The sequence below is a fragment of the Mycobacterium sp. genome (assembly GCF_049278535.1).
In the GTDB taxonomy this organism is placed as follows: Bacteria; Actinomycetota; Actinomycetes; order Mycobacteriales; family Mycobacteriaceae; genus Mycobacterium.
Window position 1 is genome coordinate 1 of sequence record NZ_JBAPMI010000180.1, and the last position, 5,575, is coordinate 5,575.

Sequence of the window (5,575 nt, forward strand, 5' to 3'; positions counted from 1 at the left end):
TGCAAGGACTTCACCACGCAGGACGAGAAGAAGCAGAACGACGAGGTCAGCAAGATGCTCAAGGACAAGAGCGGCGCTGATCCCTCCAATCTGGAGATCACCGCGACCCGGTTGTCGGCTGCGACCTACTGCCAGACGGTAGGCAAGCCGGACACCAAGATCTCCGAGGCACCGCACGGCTGACCGGAATCGGCTGCGCCCAACGCTTACTCACCGTCGGCTTGCAGTACCACCGTCGCTCGCGCATCGACTCGAACTGTGCTTCCCGACGGAATCGATTGCGGATTGTCGGGATTCGAGGCTTCGGCGGTGTCGATGACTGGCAGCCAGGCTCGACCGAATTCGCCCGGCGGCAACGTGAATTCGATGGGCTCGTGGTGGGCGTTGAAGCACAGGAAAAACGAGTCGTCGGTAACCCGCTGCCCGCGGGCATCGAGGTCGGGGATGCCCAAGCCGTTCAAATAGACCGCGACTGACTTGCCGAAGCCTGAATCCCAGTCGTCGTCGATCATTTCGGAGCCGTCCGGCCGAAACCAGGAGATATCCGGTTGTGCGTCGGCGCCGCGCCGGCGCACCGGCACCCCTTTGAAGAACCGGCGACGGCGGAAGACCGGATGCGCGGCGCGCAGGCCGGACACCGACCGGGTGAACTCCAGCAGATCGGTATCCGCCGACTCCCAGTGCACCCAGGTGATCTCGTTGTCCTGACAGAACCCGTTGTTATTGCCGTTCTGAGTGCGGCCGAGCTCGTCGCCGTGCGAGATCATCGGAACCCCTTGCGACAGTAGCGTCGTCGCGAGGAAGTTGCGTTGCTGACGAGCGCGAAGCGTATTGATTTCGGGATCCTCGGTCGGCCCCTCGGCGCCGCAGTTCCAGGACTTGTTGTTGCTCTCGCCGTCGTTGTTGCCTTCTTCGTTGGCCTCATTGTGCTTTTCGTTGTACGACACCAGGTCGCGCAAGGTGAAGCCGTCGTGGGCGGTGACGAAATTGATGGATGCCACCGGGCGCCGAGCGGTGTGCTCATAGAGATCCGCCGACCCGGTGAGCCGGGACGCGAACTCGGCCAGCGTCGCCGGTTCGCCGCGCCAGTAGTCGCGCACGGTATCGCGGAACTTGCCATTCCACTCCGTCCACTGCGGCGGAAAGTTACCGACTTGGTAGCCGCCCGGGCCCACATCCCACGGCTCCGCGATCAGCTTGACCTGACTGACCGTCGGATCCTGTTGCACCAGTTCGAAAAACGCCGACAGCCGGTCGACGTCGTAGAACTCGCGGGCGAGCGTTGCGGCCAGATCGAAACGGAATCCGTCGACGTGCATCTCGATCACCCAGTACCGCAGCGAATCCATGATCAGCTGCAGGGTGTGCGGATGACCGACATGGAGGCTGTTGCCGGTCCCGGTGTAGTCCATGTAGTACTGCCGGTCGTCATCGACCAACCGGTAGTACGCGGCGTTGTCGATCCCGCGCATCGACAACGTCGGACCCAGGTGGTTGCCCTCGGCGGTGTGGTTGTACACCACGTCGAGGATCACCTCGATGCCCTCCTCGTGCAGGGCACGGACCATCGTCTTGAACTCCTGCACCTGACCGCCGGGCGTGCTGCTGGAGGCGTATTTAAAGTCGGGGGCCAAAAAGCCAATTGTGTTGTAACCCCAGTAGTTTGACAGCCCCTTGTCCACCAGAGTGGAGTCGTTCGCGAAGTGGTGCACCGGCATCAGCTCGATCGCGGTGACGCCCAGGCTCTTCAGGTGCTCGATTATCACCGGGTGCGCGATAGCCGCATAGGTGCCGCGGATCTGCTCGGGGATCTCCGGGTGCAGTTGGGTCAGGCCCTTGACATGCGCCTCGTAGATCACTGTGTCGGCGTACTCGTGGCCGGGTGGGCGGTCGTTGCCCCAGTCGAAGTATGGGTTGATCACCACCGACTTCGGCATCCGCGGCGCGGAGTCGTCGTCATTGCGGCTGTCGGGGTCGCCGAAGTTGTAGCTGAACAGCGCCTGATGCCACTCGAAGTTGCCGTCGATCGCCTTGGCGTACGGGTCGATCAGCAGCTTGTTCGGGTTGCATCGGTGCCCGGTGGACGGATCGTAGGGTCCGTGAACCCGGTAGCCGTAGCGCTGGCCCGGTTCGATGGCGGGCAGAAACCCATGCCAGACGAAGCCGTCGACGTCGTTCAACGCCACCCGGGATTCGGCGCCGTCGGCGTCGAAGAGGCACAGCTCCACTTTCTCGGCCACCTCGCTGAACACCGCGAAATTGGTGCCCGAGCCGTCGTAGCTGGCGCCCAACGGATAGGCCTTTCCCGGCCACTGCGCGACCGGATCGACGGCTTGCCTCACTGCGCCCTCTTTCGCCGGAGGGCCGCCTGGGTACGGCCCGACGGTGGGGGTACCCGCCGGGCGGCGGGTCACACATTGTGTGAACCGGGGCACAATGACGCTGTGCAACCTTGGCCCCCGCCCGATACGCCCGGTCCCGGACAGGAGTCGGTGTGGGACTATCCGCGCCCGCCTCGGCTCGAGGAGTTCACCGGCTCGATCACCATCGAGTTGGGTGGCCGGACGATCGCGTCGACCAGCCACGCCTGGCGAGTGCTGGAAACGAGCCACCCGCCGACCTACTATCTGCCCGGTACCGCCTTCGCCGACGGAGTCCTGCGTCGGGCAAGCGGTGGTTCCTTGTGCGAATGGAAGGGCCAGGCAACCTATTACGACTTGGTGACCGACACACGGGTGGCGCCGCAAGCGGCATGGACCTACCGGCAGCCCAGTCCCGATTTCGCCGCGATTGCGGGCGCGATCGCCGTGATGGCCGCGGCGGTCGACCGGTGCACGGTCGACGGCGAGCAGGTGACTCCGCAGCCGGGCGGATTTTACGGCGGCTGGATCAACAGCTGGATTGTCGGCCCGTTCAAGGGAATTCCGGGATCCATGGGTTGGTGACGCCGGGCGTCAGAACTCATCCGCTTGCCATACCCTGGCGTGCAGCATCCGAATCAAGGAGCGCGATGACAGACGCTTTGTCAGCGTTGGCCGCGGAGAAATTCGTGTCGTTGACGACGTTCAAGAAAGACGGCACCGCGGTCGCGACGCCGATGTGGATCGGGCGCGACGGGGATCACCTCTTCGTGTGGACGCCGGCCGACAGCTGGAAGGCCAAGCGGGCCAGGAACAACCCCCGGGTGGTGCTGGTGGCATGCAGCCGCGGCGGGAAGGTCCGCGAAGGCGCTCAGCCGGTTGATGGTGTCGCCGAAGTGATTGCCGAGCCGGCGACCGTCCAGCGGCTGGCCGGTGTGATTCGCCGCAAGTACGGCTTCGAGTTCATCGTCGTGACTTTCATCGAACGCATTGCCGCGCGTGGACAGAAACCACGCCTGATTCTGCGGATCGCGCTGTCTAGCTGACTCGACCGCTCGGTGTCGACTCGCGGACGTCGAGCCCGTCGAGGGCGCCCGTCGTCCGCCAGGTGTCGAGGATGTCGGTGTACTCGGTTGGGCTGCCGAAGAAGAAGCTGTCCTGATTCAGTCGTGCGCTCGCCTGGCCCTCGCGGTTGTAGTAGCCGGGAGTGCAGGATTCCCGCCGGCCGGCGATGACGCTGGAGCGTTGCACGACCGAGTCGACCCAGGCGGCTTCGGCGTCCGCGGTCGCCTCCACCTCGGTGGCGCCTTGCTGCAGCGCCCACGCGATCACCCAAGCGATGTGACGGGATTGGGTGTCGATGAGGTACGGGAAGTTCACCGTGAAACCGGACTGCGCGATGCTTTCGATGAAGCAGTTCGGAAAACCGTTGACGTGCAAGCCGTGCAGGGTGCGAACCCCGTCGGCCCACTTGTCGCTGAGGGTGAGCCCGTCGCGGCCGATGATCTCGAAGCCGGTGCGCTGCGAGTAGCTGGTGCCTACCTCGAAACCGGTCGCGAAAATCAAACAGTCCAGTGGGTATTCGACCCCGTCCACGACCACGCCGTCAGCAGTGACCTGCTCTACGCCGAGGCCGCGGGTGTCGACCAGCGCGACGTTCTCGCGATTGAACGCCTGCAGGTATTCGTCGTGGAAACACGGCCGCTTGCAGTAGTACCCGTACCACGGTTTGAGCGCCTCGGCGGTGGCCGGGTCGGTGACGATGGCTTCGACGCGCGCCCGGATCTCTTGCATCTTGGCGAAGTCGGCCATTTCAGCGGCGTTCGGCCCGCCCTCGTTGACGATCGGCATTTTCTTGGTGAGGCTGGTCCATGCGTCGTCCACCAGGTCTTCGTCGGATGTGCCTCCGGCAGTGAGGATTTGGAAGTTCTTTATGCGACGCTGTTGCCATCCTGGCTCCAGCGACGCGGCCCAGTCCGGTTCGGTCGGCCGGTTGGCGCGCACGTCAACCGTCGATGGGGTGCGCTGAAAGACGAACAGCTGACCGCTTGCCTCGGCCAGCCGTGGCACACACTGAATGGCAGTTGCGCCGGTGCCGATGATTCCGACCCGCTTGTCGGACAGCTTGCTCAGGTCGGTACCGGTGTATCCGTAATCCCAGCGACTGGTATGAAAGGTGTGACCGCCGAAGTCGGTAATGCCGGCTATCCCAGGCAGTTTCGGCCTCTGAAGGTAGCCGTTGGCCATCGCCACGAATCGGGCGCGGATCTCGTCGCTCCGGTCGGTGGAGATCACCCACCGGGAAGTATCTGGCTCCCAACGGATTTCCTGGACTTCGGTTTGCAGGCATGCATCGCGATACAGATCGTAGTGCTCGGCGATCCGGCGGCAGTGTGCCCAGATTTCTGCGCCCTTGGCGTACTTCTCGGTCGGGACGTAATCGAGCTCTTCGAGCAACGGCATATAGACGTAGGACTCGACGTCGCAGGCGATTCCGGGGTAGCGATTCCAGTACCAGGTGCCGCCGACATCAGCGGCCTTGTCGATCAGCCGCACATTCTCGACGCCGAGCTGTTTGCACCGCGCCCCGATAAGGAGCCCGCCGAAGCCGGCGCCGACGACCGCGACGTCGACGGAATCCACGATGGGGTCGCGGTCGAAGTCCGGGTCGGCCCACGGGTCGTCGCCGAACTTACTGAATGCGCCGGTGATCTCGACATACTGCGAGATGCCGTCGGAGCGCAGACGTCGCCGGCGCTCCTCGGCGTACTTCGCGCGCAGCGCTTCGGGATCGAACGATTCCGCGCTGCTGCTAGACGTCACGGCTGAATACTGGACCAAATTTGTGACCCAGGCAACGTTGCGCGCAGCCAATTGTTCGGACTTGAGCTGCGACATCGTCATCTACCGTGCACGGACACGTTACGGCTCCGATGCCATTTAGCTGATCAACAACGCAAATGTGGTGGCATGAGCCGCGACACGACGATGCAGAGCAGCAATGGGGAGGAGTGGCGCCCATGAGCACTGAGTCGGTCCTCATCGCCGCTGACAAACCGGTCCCGGGGACACGTTCGTCGGCCGAGCCACGGTATTCCCTGCTGCTGTCCACCGATCCCAGCCACATCGAAGCGGCCCAGCGGCTGCGCTGCGACGTATTCAGCAGCGAGCCGGGTTTCGCGCTGACCGGGCAGGACGACGGCCTCGACATCGAC

4 protein-coding genes and 2 pseudogenes are annotated in these 5,575 nt (G+C 63.9%); 4 read left to right on the plus strand and 2 right to left on the minus strand.

Annotated elements, in window-relative coordinates:
- Positions 1-183, plus strand: a pseudogene (locus WAO18_RS12165) (hypothetical protein); the annotation flags it as partial.
- 23 nt (positions 184-206) lie between these two features.
- Here the strand turns inward: WAO18_RS12165 and glgX are convergent.
- Positions 207-2,342: a glycogen debranching protein GlgX gene (gene glgX / locus WAO18_RS12170; RefSeq protein WP_422206529.1), complete on the minus strand. Its 2,136-nt coding sequence runs from the start codon at positions 2,340-2,342 to the stop codon at positions 207-209.
- Between the two features lie 102 nt (positions 2,343-2,444).
- On the opposite strand from glgX, the gene WAO18_RS12175 reads away from it, so the two are divergent.
- Complete coding sequence (locus WAO18_RS12175; RefSeq protein ID WP_422206530.1) at positions 2,445-2,945, plus strand: DUF427 domain-containing protein; 501 nt, start codon at positions 2,445-2,447, stop codon at positions 2,943-2,945.
- Between the two features lie 65 nt (positions 2,946-3,010).
- Positions 3,011-3,406, plus strand: a complete 396-nt coding sequence (locus tag WAO18_RS12180) for a PPOX class F420-dependent oxidoreductase (protein WP_422206531.1) — start codon at positions 3,011-3,013, stop codon at positions 3,404-3,406.
- On the opposite strand, the gene WAO18_RS12185 is transcribed toward WAO18_RS12180, so the two are convergent.
- Positions 3,399-5,183, minus strand: a complete 1,785-nt coding sequence (locus WAO18_RS12185) for a flavin-containing monooxygenase (protein ID WP_422206532.1) — start codon at positions 5,181-5,183, stop codon at positions 3,399-3,401. The genes WAO18_RS12180 and WAO18_RS12185 overlap by 8 nt on opposite strands.
- Positions 5,184-5,380: 197 nt before the next feature.
- Between WAO18_RS12185 and WAO18_RS12190 the strand changes: the two are divergent.
- Positions 5,381-5,575 (plus strand): annotated as a pseudogene (locus WAO18_RS12190) (phosphohistidine phosphatase); the annotation flags it as partial.

Bases quoted from the DNA above. Each gene is read 5' to 3' on its own strand.
- WAO18_RS12180 (WP_422206531.1), top strand. From the start codon at position 3,011: ATGACAGACGCTTTGTCAGCGTTGGCCGCGGAGAAATTCGTGTCGTTG.